This is a genomic window from Pseudomonas sp. NCHU5216 (genome assembly GCF_052156495.1).
Classification (GTDB): Bacteria; Pseudomonadota; Gammaproteobacteria; order Pseudomonadales; family Pseudomonadaceae; genus Aquipseudomonas.
Window position 1 is genome coordinate 111328 of the sequence record NZ_JBQLIX010000001.1, and the last position, 17010, is coordinate 128337.

Genomic DNA, 17010 nt, shown 5'->3' on the forward strand with positions numbered 1-17010 from the left:
TTGCCGCTTGCGGCTATTCAAAAAGTACCTTGGCCACATCGCTGTAGCGCTTGGCGAAGTGCACGGTCAGGCCTTCCTTGAGGTAGTCCGGCAATTCCTCGTAACTGCCACGGTTGGCCTCCGGCAGGATCAGCTCATGGATCTTCTGCCGCCGTGCGGCGATCACCTTCTCGCGCACGCCGCCGATGGGCAGCACCTGGCCGGTGAGGGTCAGCTCGCCGGTCATGGCCACGCCCTTTTTCGGTGCCTGGTTGCGCGCGAGCGAAAGCAGGGCGCTGGCCATGGTGATGCCGGCGCTGGGGCCGTCCTTGGGGGTTGCGCCTTCCGGCACATGCAGGTGGACGAAGGCCTGGTCGAAGAAGGTCGGGTCACCGCCGAACTGCTTGAGGTGCGAGCTGACGTAGCTGTAGGCGATCTCTGCCGACTCCTTCATCACCTCGCCGAGCTGGCCGGTGAGCTTGAAGCCGCGATTGAGCGTATGAATGCGCGTCGCTTCGATCGGCAGGGTGGCGCCGCCCATGCTGGTCCAGGCCAGGCCGGTGATCACCCCGGTGCCCGCCAACACCCGCTCGTTGCGGAATACCGGCATACCGAGGGCGTCCTCCAGATCCTTGGCGCCGATGCGGATCTTCGCTTCGGGATCCTCCAGCAGCTTGACCACCGATTTGCGCACCAGCTTGCCCAGTTGCTTCTCCAACTGGCGCACGCCGGCTTCACGGGCATAGCCTTCGATCACCGCGCGCAGTGCCGCATCGCTGATGGACAGGCGCGCCTTGGGCACTCCGGCCTTCTCCAATTGCTTGGGCCACAGATGGCGCTTGGCGATGGCCAGTTTTTCCTCGGTGATGTAGCCGGACAGGCGGATCACTTCCATACGGTCGAGCAGCGGCCCGGGGATGGAGTCGAGGGTGTTGGCGGTGCAGACGAACAGCACCTTGGACAGATCCAGGCGCAGATCCAGGTAGTGGTCGAGGAACTCGACGTTCTGCTCCGGATCGAGGGTTTCCAGCAGCGCCGAGGCCGGGTCGCCCTGGTAGCTGGTGCCCATCTTGTCGATCTCGTCGAGCATGATCACCGGGTTCATCACCTCGGCTTCCTTCAGCGCCTGCACCAGCTTGCCGGGCATGGCGCCGATGTAGGTGCGGCGGTGGCCCTTGATCTCCGCCTCGTCACGCATGCCGCCGACCGAGAAGCGATAGAACGGCCGGCCGAGGGATTCGGCGATGGACTTGCCGATGCTGGTCTTGCCCACGCCAGGCGGGCCGACCAGCAGCACGATGGAACCGGCGATCTCGCCCTTGAAGGCGCCGACGGCGAGGAACTCGGTGATGCGCTGCTTGATGTCGTCCATGCCGGCGTGATGCTTGTCCAGCACCTTGCGCGCGCGGCCGAGGTCGAGCTTGTCTTCGCCATTCACCCCCCAGGGCAGGGCGGTGGCCCAGTCCAGGTAGTTGCGCGTGACGGCATATTCCGGCGAGCCGGTTTCCAGGATCGACAGCTTGTTCAGCTCCTCGTCGATGCGCTTCTGTGCGGGGGCGGGCAGGGTCTTGCCTTCGAGGCGGGCGAGAAATTCCTCGCGGTCGGCGCTCTTGTCGTCCTTGCTGATGCCCAGCTCCTGCTGGATCAGCTTGAGCTGTTCCTTGAGGAAGAATTCGCGCTGGCGCTCGCCAATCTGCTTGTTCACCTCGGCGGACAGCTCTTTCTGCAGGCGGCCGACCTCCACCTCCTTGCGCAGCAGCGGCAGCACCTTCTCCATGCGTTTGAGCATGGGCACGGTGTCCAGCACTTCCTGCAGCTCGCGGCCCGGGGCGGTGGTCAGCGCGGCGGCGAAGTCGGTGAGCGGTGACGGATCGTTGGGGCTGAAGCGGTTGAGGTAGTTCTTCAGCTCTTCGCTGTACAGCGGGTTGAGCGGCAGCAGTTCCTTGATCGCGTTGATCAGGGCCATGCCGTAGGCCTTGACCTCGTCGCGTGGGTCGGCTGGCGGCTGTGGATATTCCACCTCGGCCAGATACGGGCCACGGCGGCTGAGCCAGCCACGGATGCGCACGCGGGTCAGGCCCTGGGCGACGAACTGCAGCTTGCCACCTTCTTCGCTGACATGGTGCACGCGCACCAGAGTGCCGTGCTCGGGCAGGCTGTCGAGATCGAATTCGCCGTGTTCGTCCGGTGGGGTGTCGACGAAGAACACCGCCATGCACTTGTGCTCGGTGTTGCCGACCCGCGTCAGGGTGCGACCCCAGGGCTGCTGGTTGACGATCACCGGCAACACCTGCGCCGGGAAGAACGGGCGGTTGTGGATGGGGATGATGTAGAGCTTGTCCGGCAACTGCTGTGCGGGCAGTACCAGGCCGGTACTGCTGGCCTGGGCGTGAACCTCAATGCTGTCTGGGGTGTTGTCCTGATCGTTCATGGAGCACCTTTGCGTATGCGTTGGATGCTACATGGGGAGAGGCTCCGGGCTTTTCAACGGCTGCCATGCTGCTTCATGACCACTTCTGACGGATGCGCTGCAGGCGTCGTTCCAAAAGTGGTGTGAGCAGGGCGAAGCTCTCGCTCGGGGTGATGCGAACCTGGGGGGCATCGATCAAGTCCTCGCGCAGGCGATCGAGCAGGGCAGGTAACTCGGGCTCATCGTCTTCGATATGCAGATGTGAGCAGAGAAATTCCAGTTGTACCCTGAGGCCGGATGGGCAGCGCCCATGGTAGGCGGCGCGCACTGCCAGGCCACGCAGGCGGGCGAGATTTTCCTGGTCTCGACAGGCTTTGCCCAGGCCGCGAATGTCCAGGTGTTGTCTTTGGTAGAGGCGATCCTCGAGCTGTTCGAGTACTTCCAGCAGGGCTTCTATCTGGCGACAGTGGCCGTCGAAGTCGTGCGGATTGCGCCGTAGCACCGGCCATTGCTCGGACAGTGCCGGTAATTGCAGTTCGGCGCCTGGCCAGTCCTGCCAGAGCTGATCGAGCTCGTCGGCTACCGCATTGCGCTGGGTGATACCGGCGGCATCATGCAGAGCACCCAGGCCCCGATGTTTCTGCATGGCCTGGAGCAGATCCAGGCAATGGTGGATGAGCTGGTTGTCCAGTTGCCAGCGCATCTGCTCGCGTCGCGGGGAAGGGTGTCTGCCCAGCACGAACGCAAGGGTTAGCAGTGCCAGCACCAGTGCAAGCATGGTCAGGGGTTCATTGAGCATAAGGCCCGCTTCTTGGGGTGGGCTGAGTAGGACGGCGCGTCATGGCATGCAAGGCCGCGTGCCGGCAGTCTAATACATCGGGCTGGGCTGGATGCTGCAATTCTCCGGTTGCAGGGAAAATCGAGATCTTGCCGCGCCTGGGTTGCTATAGGTGCAACTTTTGTTCTTTCAGGGTTGCGGCGTTTTTTGTCGAAAGGGAGTAAAGTTGCAACCTTCGCTCCGCGTCGCAAGTCTTAGCCATGCTGCAAGCCCGTGTGATTCGCCTGGACGAACAGGCCCATGAACATGCTCATGATCATCACCAGTTGGTGATGTCTCTGGTCGGCCGCGCCGAGTTCGAGGTCGGTGGGCGTGGCGGTGAGGTGTGCCGGATGCGCGCTTGCCTGGTGCCGGGCGATGCCGCTCACCAGTTCGCCGGCATGGGCGACAATCGCATGCTGATTCTCGATCTGGATGAACAGGACACCCCCGGCGAAGACCTGGAGCTGCTGCAGCGGCTGTTCGAGAAACCCTGTTACCCGGCCCTGGATGCGGATTTCCAGAACCTGCTGAGCTACGCCGGCGCTGAGCTGGAGCGCTATGGCAGCGACTCGATCCTGGCGCGCTCCATTGGTGGCGTGTTGCTGCGAGCCTTGCACCTGCGCCTGTTCGGTGAGCAGCAACGGGCGCCGCAGGGAGCCTTGGATCTGCAGCGTCTGGATGGCTATATCGGCGAGCACCTGGCGCGGCGCATCAGCGTGGCCGAACTGGCCCAGGTGATGTGCCTGAGCCCCAGTCATTTCCATGCCCAGTTCAAGGACAGCGTAGGGCTCACGCCCCATCAATACCTGCTCAAGACCCGTCTCGACCGCGCCGCGCGCATGCTGCGCGAGAGCAATCTGCCGCTGGTGCGGATCGCCGAGGAATGCGGTTTTTCCAGCCAGAGCGCTCTGACCACGGCCATGCGCCGCTACCTTGGGCTTACCCCGAAACGCCTGCGCAGCGCCTGAGTAGGAGCGAGCTCTGCTCGCGAAGCCCTTGCCGATGCCGTTCGCGAGCACAGTAGGGTAGGGTGCGCTGTGCGCACCGTATTGAAGTCGCCCGGATGCAATCCGGGCCATGTGTTCAGGCGTAGTTCTGCGGGCTCAGCTTGCGTTCGATCAGCTCGATGAGGATATGCAGGGTCTTGATGTGCAGCTCCTGCACGCGGTCGGCGAAGTCGCCGCCGGGGGCGCAGATGCACACGTCGGCCAGGCTTTCCAGCAGCGAGCCCGGCTTGCCGGTCAGGGCGATCACCTTTACCCCCAGGGCCTTGGCGGCTTCGGCGGCCTTGACCACGTTGGGGCTCTTGCCGCTGGTGCTGAGGGCGATCAGCACGTCACCTTCACGGCCGTGGGACTCGATATAGCGCGAGAAGATGAAGTCGTAGCCGAAGTCATTGGCCACGCAACTGATATGGCTGGGGTCGCTGATCGACACGGCGGCGATGCCGGGGCGGTTCTTGCGGTAGCGCCCGGTCAGCTCTTCGGCGAAGTGCATGGCGTCGCACATCGAACCCCCGTTGCCGCAGGAAAAGGCCTTGCCCTTGTGCTCGAAGCTCTCGACCAGCAGCTCGGCGGCCTTCTGGATATTGCCCAGAGTCTGTTCATTGGCGAGGAAGGCCTCCAGCGCACGCTGGGCTTCCTGCAGGCTGTTGCGGATATTTTCGATCATCGCGTCAGAACCTCAAGGGAGTTCGGGGCTGGAATAGAAGGCGGTCAGCACCTTCACCAGGTGTTCCACGTCATGGCTGCCGGCCAGTTCGCGGATCGAGTGCATGGCGAAGGTGGGCAGGCCGATATCGACCGTGCGCACACCGAGCTGGCTGGCGGTGATCGGGCCGATGGTCGAGCCGCAGCCCATGTCGCTGCGCACCACGAAGCTCTGTACCGGCACTTCGTTCTCCAAACACAGGTGGCGGAAGAAGCCGGCGGTCTCGCTGTTGGTGGCGTAGCGCTGGTTGCTGTTGATCTTGATCACCGGGCCGGCGTTGAGCTTGGGCCCGTGGTTGCCGTCGTGCTTGTCGGCGTAGTTGGGATGCACGCCGTGGGCATTGTCGGCCGACACCAGCAGCGAACGCTGGATGCTGCGCACGAAGTCGTCTCCCTCGGGCAGCACGCGGCGCAGCACCTGTTCCAGGAAGGGGCCGTCGGCGCCGCAGGCGGAGCAGGAACCCACTTCTTCATGGTCGGTGCAGACCAGCACGCAGGTCTCTTCGTCGTCCGAGTCGAGCAGCGCCTGCAGGCCGGCGTAGCAGGACAGCAGGTTGTCCAGGCGTGCACTGGCGATGAAGTCCTGGTTGAGGCCGACGATGGCCGCGCTCTGGGTGTCGTAGAAGCTCAGCTCGTAATCCAGCACCGCGTCCGGGTTGAAGTCATGCTCCATGGCCAGTTGCTCGGCGAGCAGGGCGCGGAAATCGGCGGTTTCGCTGCTGGCGAGCTGGGCGAGAATCGGCGGCAGCTCGTTCTGCGGATTGATCGCCCAGCCCTGGTTGGCCTCACGGTTGAGGTGGATCGCCAGGCTGGGGATCACGGCGATGGGCTGGTAGAAGTCGATCAGTTGGCTCTCCACCTTGCCGTCGCGGCGATAGGTGACGCGGCCAGCCAGCGACAGGTCGCGGTCGAACCAGGGCGCGAGCAGGGCGCCGCCATACACCTCCACGCCGAGCTGGAAGAAGCCCTGGCGTTGCAGTTCGGGGCTTGGCTTGACGCGCAGGCAGGGGCTGTCGGTATGTGCGCCGACCAGGCGAATGCCGCCCTCGACGGCCGGGCGCTTGCCCAGTTTGAAGGCAATGAGCGAGGAGTCGTTGCGGGTCACGTAGTAGCGGCCGCCGGCCTCGAGGTGCCAGGACGCGCGTTCGTCCAGATGGCGGTAACCCGCGGCTTCCAGGCGCATGGCCAGGCTGGTGGTGGCATGGAAGGGGGTCGGCGAGGCGTTGAGAAAATCGAGCAGGCCTTGGATCAGTTCTTCGCGCATAGGGACTCCGGACAACGATGGCGCGAGTGTAACTCTTTTGCCTTTTATTGGCAGAGCGCTGCATGCATCGAGCGGATAGCCTGTGGCGATCAGACTGGCTGAGGTGACGAAAGAGGGAGAAAAAACGGATACCGACAGCCCTTCAATCTGCCGGCATCCGCAGTGGCCAAAATGGCCAATCAGAACTTATAGGTAGCGGAGAGGCTGAATACATCTCCCCTGGCTTTCACTTCGCCATCCATTCGTGTCCCGGCCAAACGATCCTGGTTGACAGTGCGCAGGCGTGCCTTGTCGACGAACTGGCGAGAATAGGCCGCATCGATGCTCAGATTGGGCTCGGAAGCGAAACGATAGCTGCCACCGAAGGAGACGAAGGTGCGGTCGCCATCGGGAATGCGCGCATCGCGGGTGGAGTTGCGTGTCGGCGTCTGATCCAGGGCCACGCCTGCGCGCAGGGTGAGCTGATCGGTAGCGCGATAGTCGCCGCCAATCGCGTACATCCAGGTATCCCTGTAGTTATAGGGGATGGCCACCAGGGTGTTGCCGTTGGATTTCAACTTGAGATCCTTGAACGATGACCACTCGGTCCAGGTGATGCTCGCACCCAGTGAGAGGCGGTCATTGAACTCATGCACCCAGTCCAACGTAGCACTGGCAGGTACGTCCAGGCGAGATTTGGCCTTTGCTCCGTCCGGAAATAGCTTCAGGCCAGGGAACGCTTGCTCGACGGCTGTTTTGTCGCTACCAAAGAATGGGTCTTCCATAAGGAAACGGGAGAATTCATCCGCATAGATGTTGTACCTGCCCTCGAGCTTGTTGCGAATCCGGGCGTGGTAGTTGAGGCCTAGCGTATCGCGATCGGTGGGCTTCCAGGCGACCCCGGTAAACCAGCCTACGGAGGTGTTGTCCACCTTGATACGTATCAGGGCTTCGCTGATACCTGAAGGGTAGGGTAGAAACAGTTCTGATGAGGGGGTACCTGCCGCAGCCATCACGTCGAGGTTCTGGCTGATGAAGCCTTTGGTGTTCTGAACGATGACGCCACCACCGACCGCAAAGGTATCGTTGACCTTGAACGACAGCGAGCCGGTCAGGCCAACCGTTTCGACCTTGGTATCGACGGCGAAGTCCTGGCCTTTCCAGTCTCGATCCCAGGTCGTTCTGGCGCCCATGGGCACGACTTGGCTTAAACCGAAGCTCAGTCGATCATTGATCGGCATGACCAGGAAACTGGTGGGCAGCACCGCAGCGAAACCGCCTTGGCCACCATCATTGGTGATAGGGCCATTATCGATAATGCCTCCTGTCGGATTGCCAGCCGCATCACGCTCGAATTCCCGATCCCCGCGTGGGTTCCCCTGATAGTCATAAACATTACCTTTGAAGTTCAGGCTGACACGCGCATGGTGCACGGATACCTGGGCAATATTCTGATCAATAAAGGCCATGGCGGCTGGGTTGTTGAAGGCAGCGCTGGGATCGTTCTTCCACATGGAGCCACCCGCGAATGCACGGCCCCAGCCAGGGGTGCCATAAGTGGGTACGCCGAATGCGCCAGCATGGGCTTGTGAGGTAATAAGTAGCGAGCCGGCCAGTGTCGCCAGGCAGAGGGCTCGATGGGTTATGGCAGGAAGTGCTTTATTGTTGTTTCGCATGGCTGATCTCTAATAAGGAGAACTTATTGTTCGATAACCCGCGCGCTCGTCGAATATTCCAATAAGTGCGCGGGTTATTACTTCTTTTCGGCTACTCGATCAGTTGACCGAAATGCCCGGCGCCGTGACATTCAGCGAGCGTACGGTGCAGCCGCCGGCCAAGGCCTGGGCGGAGGTGATGCGCAGGGTCGTGCTGGAGTTGATCCATTGCGCGTTGATGGTGGTCGGACCTGCGCAGTTGGAGGCGGGGACAATGGGAGGAATCCCGGCAATGGTGAAGCCCACGCCGGAAACGGTACCGGCCCAGGTGTTGCCACCATCTGAACTGGTTGTTGGAGTCAGCGTCCAGGGGAGGCCAGTGATGTTCGCCTGTGCGCACAGCGAGCTGCCGCTGACGCTGACGCTATTGATGCTGGCGGTGGCGCCGCCTGCATCCACGCTGCCATTGAAGACGACGTTGCAGTTCACCGTGGCGCCGAAAGACGACGGCCCGGAAACGGCAATGGTGCCTGTCGCGGTGAAGCTGGAGCCGGTGATGGTGGCAGCCGAGGCCGCGCTCGACACGCCCAGGCCGATTACCAGGGCACCCATAGCGCTAAGCAGTTTATGGTTTTTCATTGTTTCCTCACTAACAGAGAGTTGTTGTATGTCTGGCTGTTACGAGATGCACAACAAAAATTCGACTTTCTCTATACAGCCCTGTATTACCCCGATGATTGCACTCGTGGTTCAAGTCGGTCATGGGGCGTACAGTTCATTGAATGCGGATGGCACCCTGTTAACAGGGATATACCGTTAAGCAGGCAATGAACTGTCTTGCAGGCAGCCGATGAGCTGCCTAATCCCTATATCGAATGGCGTGTTTTTATTTCTTGAGAGGCGAGCGGCCGAAGAAATAAAACGAATGACCTGTGCGCAGCGCGAAGAAATATCGGCTCGACAGGAAATGGGAAAGGATGAAAAGTTTGTCGGTGAGCAAGTCCATCTGATTCAAGCTCCATGATGTGGCAGTTGAGTCGAGACAGTTCAAAGAATGCAGGTCGAATACCTGCGGATGAGCTGTTTCGATATCTGCTATCTAAGGTAATCCTCTCTGGCGAAAGGAAACCCCAGCCAAGGATGGGAGGAACTCTGATCGTTCGGTCAAATATGGGAATTTGGGAAGAACGTACTCATTCACTGTTTCCTCGCCATACCAATGGACGGGGGCGGGGCTTTGTGCCGTCAGTCCGGCACTCGGACATAGCCAGGTTCCAGCCCGAATACCTCCACACCTTCGGGCATCGAGCGGCCAATTTCGACTTGAACCTGACTCGCGGGCTGCTGCGGCGTGCTCCGGTAATCGATGCGCCAGTGTTGCCCGTCTTGCTGCAACGCAGCGGCTGGCACCACCAGCGCCTTGGCGTTACGGTAGGTGAGGATGCTCAGCTTGGCGCTCATCCCGAGTCTGACTCGACGCATCTGCGCTTCATTCAAGGCGGGAATGGCTACCACCACCTCGAATTGCGAACTGCCACTGGAGGCGCTGCCGAGCGCCTGCCCGCCCACCACCTTGACGCTACCGTGCAACTGCTGGCCCTCGAAGCCGTCGCCGGTGACCTCCACCGCCTGGCCTTCCTGGAGCTGATTGACGTCGAGTTCGGCGACGCGCGCGATGACGCTCAGTCCCTCGATACTGGCTAGACCGAACAGTGGTTGCCCCTGGCTGACGCGGCTGCCAACCTGCAATGGGCCTCTGGCTGCTTCTTCGGTGCTGATGCCCGGAGCTTGCACGACGATGCCGGAGAAGGGTGCCCTTATTTCACGTGCTGCCAGTTGTTGCTTGAGGGCCTGATACTTGACCTCGGCATTGGTCAGTTCCATTTCGGCGATCTGTCGGTACTCGCCTTGGCCGCGCTGAAGCGCGCTTTCCAGCTCGGCTTGCGCAGCGCGCAGGTCGAGGCGCTGGAGCTGGGTCTGACGCTGCAGGTCTTCCAGCTCGTTGCGTGGCACGATGCCCTTCTCGTGCAGGGCACGGGTTTCCTTGAGCTTCTGCTCATTGCCGTCCAGGCTCATCTGCACGCTGCGCAGCGTGCGGCGGGCGCGACTGACTTCCTGGCCGTTTTCCCAGTCCTGCAGCTCACGCACGTTGCGGCGAGCCTTGAGCAAGGTGGACAGGGCGTCGCGCACCTGCATCTCCAGCTCGCTGGCATCCATTTCCAGCAAGCGTTCGCCTTTGGCCACGCGTTGCCCCGGCTCGGCGAAGAGCTTCGCGACGTTGCCGTTGAAGGGGGCGCTGATGGTGAGGGTTCGCTCTGGCTCGATGCGTCCGACCAGACCGATACGATGCTCCAGAAGGCTGGGTTGCACCGCCAGCCAGTGGCCGGAGCTGGGTTCGACGCTGGCGCCTGAGCGAGGTTGGAAGAAAAAGGTAGCGGCCGCGCCGAGCAGCAGGGCGAGGGCGAGCAACGCCAGGCGCAGCCTGCGTCGGCGCGTCAGTTCAATGGTCATTGATGATGATCTCCCAGCTTTCCAGCGTCATGCCCAGGGTCAGATCCAATTGCGTTTGTGCGTTGAGGTAGGCAATCAGGGCGTTGATGCGGGCGTTCTCGGCGCTCTGCAGGTCGTTCTCGAAACTGAGCACCTGAAAGTTGCTGGAACGCCCGGCGGCCAGCTTGTCCCGTTCGATCGCCAGTTTGCGCTGGGACAGCTCCACGCCGCGCTGGGCGATCTCGTATTGCCGCCAGCGCGTGCCGAGGTCGCGCACCACATCCTTGACGTTGCGGATCAGTGCTTGCCGGGCCTCCTCGAGTTGCAGTTGCTGATCCTCGACGTTGACCCGCGCACTGACTTCGCCCTGGCGTCGGCTCAGGTCGCCGATGGGAATGTCCAGGCGTAGCCCGGCATAGCTGTCCCAGCTTCTCTGGTCGCCGTTGCCATAGGGAGAACCATAGCGGTCGCTAGCCTGGCTGGCGCCGATTTCGACGGAGAGATCCCACTTGCTCTGATCCTTGGCGAGCAGCAGGTTGATGTCCGCCTGCTGGCGCTGGATCAGTTGGCGTAAATAGTCGGGTTGCTGATGCTCGGCCAGGCGTATGGCCTGCTCGGGGTCGATCTCTATCGCCTCAGCCTGCAGGGTGTCGGTCGCTCGCACGGGGGAGGACAGGTCCAGCGCGAGCAGGCGCAACAGTGCGAGGCGGCTGGTGTCCACCAGGTTAGCCGCCTCTTCCACGCCGAGTTCCTGGCTGGCCAGGCTGGCTTCGGTCTGTACGGCATCGAACTCGGCCATGCGCCCGGCCTGGATCATGGCGCGGTTGACCTCCAGCAGCTCACGCGAGCGCTGCAAGGCAGCCTTGGCGATGCGCAGTTGCTCCTGAGCGCGCAGCAGGTCGCGATAGGCATAGATGATCGCTGAGACGGTCTGCGCAATGCTGGCCTTGAGGTTGAGGCGATTGGCCTGCTCGGTGAGGCGGGCGAGCCGCAGCGGGGCCGTGGTGACCTCTCGTCCACCGCCGCGTAACAGTGGCTGGATGATGCTGAAGTCGACGCCGTCGTTGCGCCGCCAGCCAGCCATGTCGGCTTCGCTGTGGTACTTGTTCCAGCCAAGACTGATGCGCGTGCCGTACTCGCCCAGTAGCGTGGTTGTCGCGCCGAGCTGGCTGCGGCGCTCACGATCATCATGGCCGCGAGCAGCACGGTAGCTGCTGGACAGATATAGCTTGGGGCTGAAGGCGTCTTCGGCTACCCGCAGGTCGAACTTGTCGGCGATCCGCCACAGATAGGCGCTCTTGATCGAGCGATTGTTGCGCAGCCCGAGAAAAACGGCATCGAGCAAGGACAAGTCGGCCATTTGCTCGCTGAGCAGAGCCGGGCGTGCCGGGGCCGGCATGCTGGGGGCCGAAGGGCTCAGCGGTTGTTCTCGCGCTGCCTGTGCCGGGGCGCATACCATGGCCAGGAGCAGGGCGGCGACCAGCCGTTCATTCATCACGCAAGGCCTCCACCGGTTGCAGGCGTGAGGCGGTCATGGCCGGATGCAGGCCGAAGAACAGGCCGACCAGCAGTGTGCTGCCGAGCCCCAGTGGTAGCGCTCCCGGTTCCAGCGAGAATGCCCAGCCTGAGACCTGGGCGTAGCCCCAGGCCCCCGCCACCCCCAGCGCGGCACCGAACAGTGCGCCGATGCTGGTCAGAGCCAGCGCTTCGACCAGGAACAGGTTGCGGATGTCGCGTTGGCGTGCACCCAATGCCAGGCGTATGCCGATCTCCCGGCGGCGCTCGTTGACGTTCATGAGCATCACGTTCATCACCCCCACTCCACCACCCAGCAGGGAAACCAGGCCAAGGGCGGCGAGCAGGTAGGTGAAGGTTCTGCTTTGCTGCTGCATGCCCTCGAGAATCTGCTGCGCGTAGGTCAGAGTGGGTTGGCTGTTACCCGCAAGGCGGCGAGTGACCGCTGCACTTAGCTGCTTCCCGGCCAGCGGCACCTGTTCGGCACTCTTGGCGCGGGCCACCACATGGCTCAAGTGCGCGTGGGGATCTAGGCGTGGCATGCCTTCGAGTGGAATGAACAGGGTTTCGTTGGCATTGAACGGCAGCAACAGGCCAGGGGCTTCCTGCTTGAGTATGCCGACGATCTGAAACTGATAGGCATGCAGGCGCAAGCGGTCGCCAACGCCGAGTGGAGCGTTGGGCTGGCTCAGCGCCTGGGCCAGTGATGCACCGATCACGGCATAGGTTTCTCGGCGATCGAAGCTCGACAGTGCGCGGCCTGCCTCGATGGGCAGGCGTGCCGCCTCGAACAACTCGGGGGTGGTGGCGATGATGTTGGCATTGCTTTGCTGGCCGTTGAATATCGCGGGGGCGCCGTAGCTCATCAGCGGTGCCAGGCTGGCGATGGCAGGTGTTTCCTGGCGCAGCGTGTCAGCATCCAGGCGCAGTGGCAGGCCGTCATGCCCCTGCGCCTGTGGGGGTAACTGCAAGATGATGGTGTTGCTGCCCAGGTTACGAAAGATCGCCAGTGATTGTGTTGCGGCATTGCCGCCGATATTGAGCAGGGCGACCACCGAACAACTGCCCATGACGATACCCAGCAGGGCCAGCAAGGCACGCTTGCCCAGTGTGCGCAGGCTGCCAATGGCTTCGACCAGGATCTGCCTGACAGTCGGGCCGCCCGTCTCCGCTATCACGGCAATCATCGCTGGGTCGACTCGTATAGCTGCCCTTGGCGCACTTCGATCTGACGTGCCAGGCGGCTGGCGATATCCGGGTCATGGGTGACTACGATCAGCGTGACTCCCTGGCGGCTGTTGAGGTCAATCAGCAGCTTCATGATCTCTTGGGCTGTGGCGGCATCGAGGTTGCCGGTCGGCTCGTCGGCGAGTATCAGCGCGGGATTGCCTATCAGCGCACGGGCGATGGCAACGCGTTGCCGTTGGCCGCCCGACAGGCTGGCAGGGCGGTGGTCGCCGCGTTCTGCCAGGCCGACCTGTTCGAGCATGGCGTGGGCCTGCACCCGTGCCTGCCTTGGCGGGATACCGCGATAGGTGAGGGGCAGGGCGACGTTATCCAGTGCACTGAGCCTAGGCAGCAGATTGAAGCTCTGGAACACGAAACCGATCAGGCGGTTGCGCAGCGCAGCCAGGTCGTCCGTGCTGGCCTGCGCGATGTCCGTGCCATTGATGTGGTAACTCCCTGTATCGGGACGGTCGAGCAAGCCCAGAACGTTGAGCAGGGTGCTCTTTCCCGAACCGGAGCGACCGACGAGGGCGCAGCTTTCTCCCCGTTCGATGATCAGGTTGATGTCTTGCAGGACGGGTAGCGTCCTGTCGGCCAGCCGATAGCACCTGCCGATGTGCTGCAACTGGATGAGCCGCGCTTCATCGTTGTTCTCGAACATCCCTATGCACTACCTGCGTCCACGTCGATGTACCGGCTGGCATCGTCTCGTCAGCCCTGCAGCGCCTATGCGGCAGCCTGCCAAAGGTTGGTCAGGTGTGGAGTGACCAGCCGTGCCAACTTTCAGGATTGGCAGTGCTGCCTGACCTGGGTAGCCAACTTTCTTCTGGTTTGCGGGGTAGGTGTTACCGACGCCCACACAATCCTGATGAGGTGGGTGGGCAATGCTCTGGGCGAATCGGGAGGGTCAGAACGGCGCCGGGCACTCGAAGCGCAGGCGTTCGCCGGTTTGCGGGTGGGTCAGGGCGAGCATGCTGGCGTGCAGGCACAGGCGCTCATGGGCGGCCAGGGCCTGGTCATGGGCGTAGAGGCGATCACCCAGCAGCGGGTGACCGATGGACAGCATGTGCACGCGCAACTGGTGGGAACGGCCGGTGATGGGGGTGAGTTCGACCCGGCACCAGTCGCCGCAGCGTTCGATGATGCGCCAGTGGGTCAGGGCGTGTTTGCCCAGTTCGTGATCGACCACGTGGCGTGGCTTGGTCGGCGGGTCGTAGCGCAGCGGCAGGTCGATGCTGCCGCTATCGGCCTGTGGCTGACCCCAGCATAGCGCGGTGTAGGCCTTCTCGGTTTCGCGGTCGTGGAACTGCCGGGACAGCTCGCGATGGCTGTCGGCGTCGCGGGCGAGAACGATGATGCCGGAGGTCTCCCAGTCCAGCCGGTGGACGATGCGCGCTTCGGGGTAGCCGTTTTCCTGCAGGCGGGTGACCAGGCAATCCTTGTTGTCATCGGCGCGGCCGGGCACCGACAACAGCAGGGTGGGCTTGTTGATCACCAGCAGGGCGGTGTCCTGGTGGAGTATTTCGATCTGGCTTAGCGGCATGGGGCGTTCGCAACGGTCTGGTAGGAGCGAGCTCTGCTCGCGAAAAATGCAGGTTACCGATATTCGCGAGCAGAGCTCGCTCCTACAGGCTATCGATGACTACAAACGAACACGGCGGCCGAAGCCGCCGTGCGCGTGGCCAGGATCGATCAACGATCCGGCAGGGTGATGTTGAGCTCCAGGATCGAGCAACTGCCCTGGTCTTCCAGCGCCACCTGCACGTCCTTCTGATCGATATTGACGTACTTGCGGATTACCTCGACCAGTTCCTTCTGCAAGGCTGGCAGGTAATCCGGCTGGGTGCGTTGGCCGCGCTCATGGGCGACGATGATCTGCAGACGTTCCTTGGCGATGGACGCGGTAGTTTCCTTCTTGCGCGAACGCAAGAAGTCGAAAATATTCATTCTCGACCTCCAAACAGGCGTTGCAGGAAGCCCTGTTTCTTCACATCCAGGAAGCGGTGCGGCATGTCCTTGCCGAGCAGGCGGTCGACTGCATCGCTGTAGGCCTGGCCGGCGTCGCTCTGGTCGTCGAGGATGACCGGAATGCCCTGGTTGGAGGCTTTGAGCACAGCCTGGGATTCGGGGATCACACCAAGCAGGCGGATGGCGAGGATTTCCTCGACGTCTTCGACGCCGAGCATCTCGCCCTTGGTGACGCGCTCGGGGTTGTAGCGAGTCAGCAGCAGGTGTTCCTTGATCGGCTCGCCGCCCTGTTCGGCGCGGCGCGACTTGCTGGCCAGCAGGCCGAGCATGCGGTCGGAGTCACGTACCGAGGACACTTCCGGGTTGGTCACGACGATGGCCTCGTCGGCGAAGTACATGGCCAGGTGCGCGCCTTTCTCGATACCGGCCGGCGAGTCGCAGACCACGTACTCGAAGTTCTGCGACAGTTCGGCGATGACCTTCTCTACGCCTTCCTGGGTCAGGGCGTCCTTGTCGCGGGTCTGGCTGGCGGCCAGCACATAGAGGTTCTCCAGGCGTTTGTCCTTGATCAGGGCCTGGGTCAGGGTGGCTTCGCCGTTGACCACGTTGACGAAGTCATACACCACGCGGCGTTCGCAGCCCATGATCAGGTCGAGGTTACGCAGGCCGACGTCGAAGTCGACGATGACGGTCTTGTGCCCGCGCAGGGCGAGGCCGGTACCGATGGCAGCGCTGGTGGTGGTTTTACCGACGCCACCCTTGCCGGAAGTGACTACGAGGATCTTGGCCAAGGTGATTCACCCCAAAAAATGAATAAAACGCGGGAGTCCGAGGCCAATCAAGGCCTCCGGATGCCCTTTTAACGGAGCCTCTAAAAACTGGCTGCGTTGTCATCGCGGCGTTGAAAGCAGGTTCGAAATGCTCATTTAGCACTCGTAAACTGCGCTTTCTCACCTGCTCTCGCCTTGCGCTGACTGCCTCGGCTCGGGCCTCCTGCTTCGCTCTACCTCCTGCATCCATGCAGTCGTCGCCGACGTTTTTAGAGGCTCCTTTTATGTCCGTAAAAAGTGGCGGAAGTATCCGTTAAAGACGGGTGATGTTCAACACGTCCCCTGACAGGCTGACCTGCACTCTATCGCCCCACAGCGGGTCGCGGCGCAGGTCTTCGGCGACCTTGTAGTGGCCGGCGATCGAGAGCATCTCGGCGCCCATCTGCTGGCAGAAGATGCGTGCCTGGGCGTTGCCTTTGACACCCGCCAGGGCGCGGCCGCGCATGGGGGCGTAAACATGGATGTTGCCATCGGCGAGAAGTTCCGCCCCGGCGCTGACCGGCGCCAGCACGATCAGGTCGCTGCCCTGGGCATAGACCTGTTGGCCTCCGCGTACCGGCGTGGTGATGATGCGGCTGGGCCGATGCTCGGGCTCGGCCGGTTTCTCCGGGGCTTTGGGCGGTGCCGGGTCGATGGGCCGTTCGCGCGCGCCGGAGGGCGGCAATACCGGCAGATCCAAGGCTTGGGCGGCGGCGATGTCGCCCTCGCGCGCGGCGCGGATGGCCAGGGTGCGCAGGCCGTGGCGACGGCAGACGGCCATCAGTTCGGCCAGGTCAAGTTCACCTTCGCCTTCGGGTAGCTTGTCCAGCGCCAACACCAGTGGCGTGTTGCTGAAGAAGGCCGGGGCCTGGGCGACCTTTTCCGTCAGTTGCGCGTCGAGGCGTTCGAGGTCGTTGTGCGCCAGTTCCATCACGGTGATGGCGAGCATACTGCCCTTGAGCTGGAATACGGGGTCTTGGGCGAGGAGGTCGGTTTGGCTCATGGTGAGGCGATGGGCCTTCTGGCGATGCGAAAGATGCCGGACTTATAGCGATTCGAGCTGCAGGCCGCAACCAGCACGGCGCCTGCTGGCCAATGGAGATCATTGGATGACGAGCGATTCGGGCGTTTTCCCCGCCAGTGCGGGGGCCATGCACCAGGCCGGATGTCCGAGCCGGTGGGAAA

Annotated in this window: 15 protein-coding genes; 1 reads left to right on the top strand and 14 read right to left on the bottom strand. The window is 62.5% G+C overall.

Features of this window, described 5'->3' with window-relative positions; all coding sequences use genetic code 11:
- Window positions 1-13: 13 nt before the first annotated feature.
- Window positions 14-2410, bottom strand: coding sequence for an endopeptidase La (gene lon, locus ACSVIK_RS00485; RefSeq protein ID WP_442442407.1), 2397 nt, complete (start codon window positions 2408-2410; stop codon window positions 14-16).
- Between the two features lie 73 nt (window positions 2411-2483).
- Window positions 2484-3188 carry a hypothetical protein gene (locus ACSVIK_RS00490; protein WP_442442408.1) on the bottom strand — a complete coding sequence of 235 codons (705 nt, stop codon included), beginning with the start codon at window positions 3186-3188 and terminating at the stop codon, window positions 2484-2486.
- A gap of 239 nt (window positions 3189-3427) precedes the next feature.
- Here ACSVIK_RS00490 and ACSVIK_RS00495 point away from each other — a divergent pair, with 239 nt between their 5' ends.
- Window positions 3428-4177 carry an AraC family transcriptional regulator gene (locus ACSVIK_RS00495; protein WP_442442409.1) on the top strand — a complete coding sequence of 250 codons (750 nt, stop codon included), beginning with the start codon at window positions 3428-3430 and terminating at the stop codon, window positions 4175-4177.
- A gap of 115 nt (window positions 4178-4292) precedes the next feature.
- Here ACSVIK_RS00495 and lpcA read toward each other — a convergent pair whose 3' ends face one another.
- From lpcA to minC, 12 genes are all read right to left on the bottom strand, one after another.
- Window positions 4293-4880 carry a D-sedoheptulose 7-phosphate isomerase gene (gene lpcA, locus ACSVIK_RS00500; protein ID WP_442442410.1) on the bottom strand — a complete coding sequence of 196 codons (588 nt, stop codon included), beginning with the start codon at window positions 4878-4880 and terminating at the stop codon, window positions 4293-4295.
- A 12-nt stretch (window positions 4881-4892) separates the two neighbouring features.
- Entirely contained in the window at window positions 4893-6182 is a 1290-nt protein-coding gene (locus ACSVIK_RS00505; protein WP_442442411.1) for a M18 family aminopeptidase, read from the bottom strand.
- A 179-nt stretch (window positions 6183-6361) separates the two neighbouring features.
- Window positions 6362-7837 (bottom strand): outer membrane protein transport protein, encoded by a 1476-nt coding sequence (locus ACSVIK_RS00510; RefSeq protein ID WP_442442412.1) that lies wholly within the window; start codon window positions 7835-7837, stop codon window positions 6362-6364.
- A 99-nt stretch (window positions 7838-7936) separates the two neighbouring features.
- Complete coding sequence (praB, locus tag ACSVIK_RS00515; protein ID WP_442442413.1) at window positions 7937-8455, bottom strand: alkane oxidation protein activator PraB; 519 nt, start codon at window positions 8453-8455, stop codon at window positions 7937-7939.
- 606 nt (window positions 8456-9061) lie between these two features.
- The gene (locus tag ACSVIK_RS00520; protein ID WP_442442414.1) at window positions 9062-10327 is read right to left on the bottom strand and encodes an efflux RND transporter periplasmic adaptor subunit; all 1266 of its coding nucleotides are present in this window, start codon (window positions 10325-10327) and stop codon (window positions 9062-9064) included.
- On the bottom strand, window positions 10317-11801 hold the full coding sequence (locus ACSVIK_RS00525; RefSeq protein WP_442442415.1) for a TolC family protein: 1485 nt from the start codon (window positions 11799-11801) through the stop codon (window positions 10317-10319). The genes ACSVIK_RS00520 and ACSVIK_RS00525 overlap by 11 nt, the downstream gene beginning before the upstream one ends.
- A complete protein-coding gene (locus tag ACSVIK_RS00530; protein WP_442442416.1) occupies window positions 11794-13008 on the bottom strand; it encodes an ABC transporter permease in 1215 nt (404 codons plus the stop codon). The genes ACSVIK_RS00525 and ACSVIK_RS00530 overlap by 8 nt, the downstream gene beginning before the upstream one ends.
- Entirely contained in the window at window positions 13005-13709 is a 705-nt protein-coding gene (locus ACSVIK_RS00535) for an ABC transporter ATP-binding protein (RefSeq protein WP_442442417.1), read from the bottom strand. Before ACSVIK_RS00535 ends, ACSVIK_RS00530 begins: the two co-directional genes overlap by 4 nt.
- Window positions 13710-13955: 246 nt before the next feature.
- The gene (locus tag ACSVIK_RS00540) at window positions 13956-14591 is read right to left on the bottom strand and encodes an RluA family pseudouridine synthase (protein WP_442442418.1); all 636 of its coding nucleotides are present in this window, start codon (window positions 14589-14591) and stop codon (window positions 13956-13958) included.
- Window positions 14592-14740: 149 nt separating this feature from the next.
- On the bottom strand, window positions 14741-14995 hold the full coding sequence (gene minE, locus ACSVIK_RS00545) for a cell division topological specificity factor MinE (protein ID WP_159970531.1): 255 nt from the start codon (window positions 14993-14995) through the stop codon (window positions 14741-14743).
- Window positions 14992-15807: a septum site-determining protein MinD gene (gene minD, locus ACSVIK_RS00550; protein ID WP_442442419.1), complete on the bottom strand. Its 816-nt coding sequence runs from the start codon at window positions 15805-15807 to the stop codon at window positions 14992-14994. Before minD ends, minE begins: the two co-directional genes overlap by 4 nt.
- Window positions 15808-16099: 292 nt before the next feature.
- A complete protein-coding gene (gene minC, locus ACSVIK_RS00555) occupies window positions 16100-16828 on the bottom strand; it encodes a septum site-determining protein MinC (protein WP_442442420.1) in 729 nt (242 codons plus the stop codon).
- Window positions 16829-17010: the final 182 nt, after the last annotated feature.

What these genes read in the sequence shown, in the direction of transcription:
- lon (WP_442442407.1), bottom strand. Translation starts at nt 2,410, where the DNA reads ATGAACGATCAGGACAACACCCCAGACAGCATTGAGGTTCACGCCCAG.
- ACSVIK_RS00490 (WP_442442408.1), bottom strand. Translation starts at nt 3,188, where the DNA reads ATGCTCAATGAACCCCTGACCATGCTTGCACTGGTGCTGGCACTGCTA.
- ACSVIK_RS00495 (WP_442442409.1), top strand. Translation starts at nt 3,428, where the DNA reads ATGCTGCAAGCCCGTGTGATTCGCCTGGACGAACAGGCCCATGAACAT.
- lpcA (WP_442442410.1), bottom strand. Translation starts at nt 4,880, where the DNA reads ATGATCGAAAATATCCGCAACAGCCTGCAGGAAGCCCAGCGTGCGCTG.
- ACSVIK_RS00505 (WP_442442411.1), bottom strand. Translation starts at nt 6,182, where the DNA reads ATGCGCGAAGAACTGATCCAAGGCCTGCTCGATTTTCTCAACGCCTCG.
- ACSVIK_RS00510 (WP_442442412.1), bottom strand. Translation starts at nt 7,837, where the DNA reads ATGCGAAACAACAATAAAGCACTTCCTGCCATAACCCATCGAGCCCTC.
- praB (WP_442442413.1), bottom strand. Translation starts at nt 8,455, where the DNA reads ATGAAAAACCATAAACTGCTTAGCGCTATGGGTGCCCTGGTAATCGGC.
- ACSVIK_RS00520 (WP_442442414.1), bottom strand. Translation starts at nt 10,327, where the DNA reads ATGACCATTGAACTGACGCGCCGACGCAGGCTGCGCCTGGCGTTGCTC.
- ACSVIK_RS00525 (WP_442442415.1), bottom strand. Translation starts at nt 11,801, where the DNA reads ATGAATGAACGGCTGGTCGCCGCCCTGCTCCTGGCCATGGTATGCGCC.
- ACSVIK_RS00530 (WP_442442416.1), bottom strand. Translation starts at nt 13,008, where the DNA reads ATGATTGCCGTGATAGCGGAGACGGGCGGCCCGACTGTCAGGCAGATC.
- ACSVIK_RS00535 (WP_442442417.1), bottom strand. Translation starts at nt 13,709, where the DNA reads ATGTTCGAGAACAACGATGAAGCGCGGCTCATCCAGTTGCAGCACATC.
- ACSVIK_RS00540 (WP_442442418.1), bottom strand. Translation starts at nt 14,591, where the DNA reads ATGCCGCTAAGCCAGATCGAAATACTCCACCAGGACACCGCCCTGCTG.
- minE (WP_159970531.1), bottom strand. Translation starts at nt 14,995, where the DNA reads ATGAATATTTTCGACTTCTTGCGTTCGCGCAAGAAGGAAACTACCGCG.
- minC (WP_442442420.1), bottom strand. Translation starts at nt 16,828, where the DNA reads ATGAGCCAAACCGACCTCCTCGCCCAAGACCCCGTATTCCAGCTCAAG.